Origin of the sequence: Caballeronia sp. (genome assembly GCF_049581465.1) — a bacterium.
Classification (GTDB): Bacteria; Pseudomonadota; Gammaproteobacteria; order Burkholderiales; family Burkholderiaceae; genus Caballeronia.
Window position 1 is genome coordinate 1 of record NZ_JBAUSA010001211.1, and the last position, 3868, is coordinate 3868.

Sequence of the window (3868 nt, forward strand, 5' to 3'; positions counted from 1 at the left end):
TGCGGGTTAAGTATTTGGGGCCGCGCTACGTTCGTGCCAAAAACTTGAAATGGGCAACGACGACACTGAGGTATTCGCGGTTTGAACGCGTTTCTTTGCTTCGTTTCTTTGCGCGTTTGCAAAGAAACGAAGTCCCGCCCCGGATAGGGGCTAACAGAAATAAGCAAGAAAATACTACTTAAGCAGAACGACCACGCGAGAAGAAGGACTCAATGCTAGCCCCACACTCGCCGCGCGCAGCACCCCCTCCACCCTAGCCCCACACTCTCCGCGAGCAGCACCCACCCCAACCTCCCCCAAGCGCCAGCGCTACGGCCACGGCCACCGCCAAACATTCCACATTATGAGATACAATCAATTTTCCGCTATTTGACGATCAAGCGATTCTCCCCGATGAGCGATACGATTCCGGAATCAAGAACGTCTATTCAAGTAATCGAGCGCATGATGCGCCTGCTCGATGAGCTCGCCGCTCACACCGATCCCGTGAGCCTGAAAGAGCTGTCGCTGTCCACCTCCCTGCACCCGTCCACCGCGCACCGCATCCTAAATGACATGGTCACATGCCGGCTCGTTGATCGGTCGGACCCAGGCACCTATCGACTCGGCATGCGGCTGCTCGAACTCGGCAATCTGGTCAAGGCCCGCTTGTCGGTTCGCGAAGCGGCAATGCCGCCCATGCGTGAACTCCATCGCCAGACCGGGCAAACCGTCAATCTCTCCGTGCGTCAAGGCGATGAAATCGTCTACATCGAGCGTGCGTATTCCGAACGCTCCGGCATGCAGGTCGTCCGCGCGATCGGCGGACGCGCACCGTTGCACCTGACATCGGTAGGAAAGCTTTTTCTTGCCGCGGACGAAGCCGCACGCGTGCGCGCCTACGCCACGCGAACCGGCCTGTCCGGCCATACGCAAAACAGCATCACGGATTTGGCCAAGCTCGAGCGCGAGTTGTCGTTCGTTCGCAGCCAGGCATGCGCCCGCGACAACGAAGAACTGGAACTGGGCGTGCGCTGCATCGCGGCCGGCATCTACGACGACACCGGCCGTCTGGTCGCAGGACTATCTTTGTCTGCACCAGCCGACCGACTGCAGGATTCATGGCTAGGGCAAGTCAGCGTCACAGCGCTGGAGATATCACGTTCACTCGGATACCGCGCGGAACCCACCGGGGATTCGCAACAACGCTGAGGTAACGCTCAGGCAATGCACCGGCAACGCTAAGACTTGAGCACAAAAAAACCGGCTTTATCTCGCGATAAAGCCGGTTTTTTTATTCTTGCAGCACTGAAAATCAGGTGCCGCTTTCTTTCGCGTCCGCACTGGTGATATGCGGCTCGCCCGCGTTGCTTTCCAGGAAACCGCGCAAACGGCCGGCATCGGCGAAATGCGAATACTTGCCCGACGAATCGAGCAGCACCATCACAACCGGACGGCCTTCGATATTCGCCTGCATCACAAGGCACTCGCCCGCCTCATTAATGAAACCAGTCTTCTGCAAGCCGATGTCCCAGTTCGAGTTGCCCCGGATCAGCGCGTTCGTGCTGTTGTAAGCAATATTGCGCTTGCCCGTGAACACGTCATAGCTGCGGTCAGTCGAGAACTTCCGGATCAGCGGATATTGATAGGCTGCGTTCACCATCTTCACCAGATCTCGAGCGGTCGAAACGTTCTCGCTCGTCAAACCGGTCGAGTTCTTGAAATGCGTATCGGTCATGCCGAGCGCTTTGGCCTTGGCGTTCATCGCTGCGATAAAACCAGGACGGCCATTCGGGTAATAGCGCGAAAGTGCGGCGGCAGCACGATTCTCAGAGGCCATCAACGCGATATGCAGCATGTCCTCGCGGCTCAGCTCCGAGCCCACCGATAAACGCGAACCCGTGAATTTTTCGTAGTCGCGGTCTTCGTCGGTGACCGTAATGTCTTCGGTCAGCGGCGCGTTCGAGTCGAGCACGACCATGGCCGTCATCAGCTTCGTGATGGACGCGATTGGCACAACCGCATGCGAATTTTTATCGAAGAGCGGCTCTGCCGTGTTCTGGTCCACGACATACGCGATGCTCGAACGAAGGGCAAGCGAATCGGCAGTTTCATGCAAACCGAACGCCTGACCCACCGTTGGCGGGCGCGGCTGGAATGCCACCGAACGCACGACGCCGCGACGGCCACGCGCGTCCATCTCGTAACTCACGCGATGCCGGCGCGAACTACGAACGACGCGAGGAGCCGTGTCGTCGGCGGCGGCAACTTGCACCGTTTGCGCGCCCTTCGCAGATTTCGCGTCACGCGCCGCTAGCTTCGCCGACTTGTGGCCCTTGGCACGCACAGCGGACGGTGCGGGCTTGACGACTTTCTTCGATGACGTCGCGGGGACGGGTGTGGCGGGTGCGGCAAGAGCGTCGACCGGTGCGGCTGCGAACGACGTCGCAACGACCACCGATACAGCAATCGACAGGGCGGTGCGAACTGCAGCGCCGTGGATTACTTTTAACGACGAAAACATTTCGGTTTTCATTAGTGTTCTGTTCTGGACCGGCGGGAGAGTGACGCCAGTGTAGTAAACCTACGAAAAATTAGCAATATTAAGCACTTATCGACGCCACTTAAACCTAGTTGTAAGAAACGATTCAGGCAAGCAAACAATTTTCTTGCATCGATCGTAAAAAACGATGGCGGTCCTGCAACGCTTTAAAGAGCCACAATCTGGCAACTGAGCGCGGCTATCAACGGCCTAACGGCAATAGTTTGAGAAACTTGAACGAAATCTGCGCGTCGTTCGTCAGAGACAAAGATTTCACGAACGCAGCAGAAAACGGTATGACTAACGGAAATACAGGGAAGACTTACTTAACCCACTGCGGATTCGACTGACCTTACACAACTTCGTTCACGCTCGTTCAAGCGCAGAGCCTGATTTCGGACCCGGCGAAAATGTTAACGTTCAGTTAACAGTTTTGGTTTACCTCTTTTGAGCCGGTTTTAAATCATTTTGGGATTGCACGTTCCGGGCCCAGAGCGTGGCCAGCGGGACGATTTGGGGCACGACCAGAGGCGGTAGCAACACTATTTCGCGCGTAAACATGCGCCAAATACCCGCTATTTGACTGCTACCGGCACGTTTTTGCGGCAAGCCACGTCGAAAATCATGGAATCGCGTTTCGTCCCACCGCCGAATATTAGCTGAGATAGCCAAAACGGTCTTATACGGCCTTAGCGCGCGAGCGCGCGACGCACCAAAGGCGAGGCGCTAGCGCGGGAATCGTTTATATCCTCTGCCCCACAACAGGGAACTTAGTCCCAATATATGGAACGTCATTTCACGATATGAGTGGTAAGTAGTTGTTTAGTAAAGTATTTGTCTGATGCTGCGACGCACAAGAAACTCTTGACAGCAATGGGATTTTGCCTAAGAATGCTTCACATGTTGCGACGCACCAATAGCTAATCGCCTCATACCGAGACCCGGATTCCCGGGTTTTCGCCCAAACCCACGACCCGCGCTGACGATGGGTCGACTTTCAGGAGCGTGACATGACCCTTTTGACCCCGGAACAAATCGCCGCTGCTAACAAAGCCCAGTTCGACACACTCTTCGGACTGACGAACAAGGCTTTCGAAGGTATGGAAAAGCTGCTTGAACTGAACCTGCAAGTTGTAAAGTCCACGCTCGCTGAAAGCCAGGAAAACGCTCAACGCGTTTTGTCCGTGAAAGACGCGCAAGAACTGCTCGCGCTGCAAGCCAACCTGGCACAGCCGGTGGCAGAAAAGGCGCTGTCGTATGGCCGTCACTTGTATGAAATCGCATCGTCGACGCAGGCTGAATTTGCCCGCGTTGCAGAAGCCCAATTCGAAGACCAGAACCGCAAGG

Annotated in this window: 3 protein-coding genes; 2 read left to right on the plus strand and 1 reads right to left on the minus strand. The window is 56.0% G+C overall.

The window, feature by feature from the left end; translation table 11 throughout:
* Positions 1–393: 393 nt before the first annotated feature.
* A complete protein-coding gene (locus WCA53_RS29650) occupies positions 394–1191 on the plus strand; it encodes an IclR family transcriptional regulator (RefSeq protein WP_423919667.1) in 798 nt (265 codons plus the stop codon).
* 103 nt (positions 1192–1294) lie between these two features.
* Here the strand turns inward: WCA53_RS29650 and pbpG are convergent, their stop codons facing one another.
* A complete protein-coding gene (pbpG, locus tag WCA53_RS29655; protein WP_423919671.1) occupies positions 1295–2515 on the minus strand; it encodes a D-alanyl-D-alanine endopeptidase in 1221 nt (406 codons plus the stop codon).
* 1016 nt (positions 2516–3531) lie between these two features.
* Between pbpG and WCA53_RS29660 the strand changes: the two genes are divergently transcribed.
* The coding region (locus WCA53_RS29660) for a phasin family protein (RefSeq protein WP_423919674.1) at positions 3532–3868 on the plus strand (337 nt) is incomplete at its 3' end.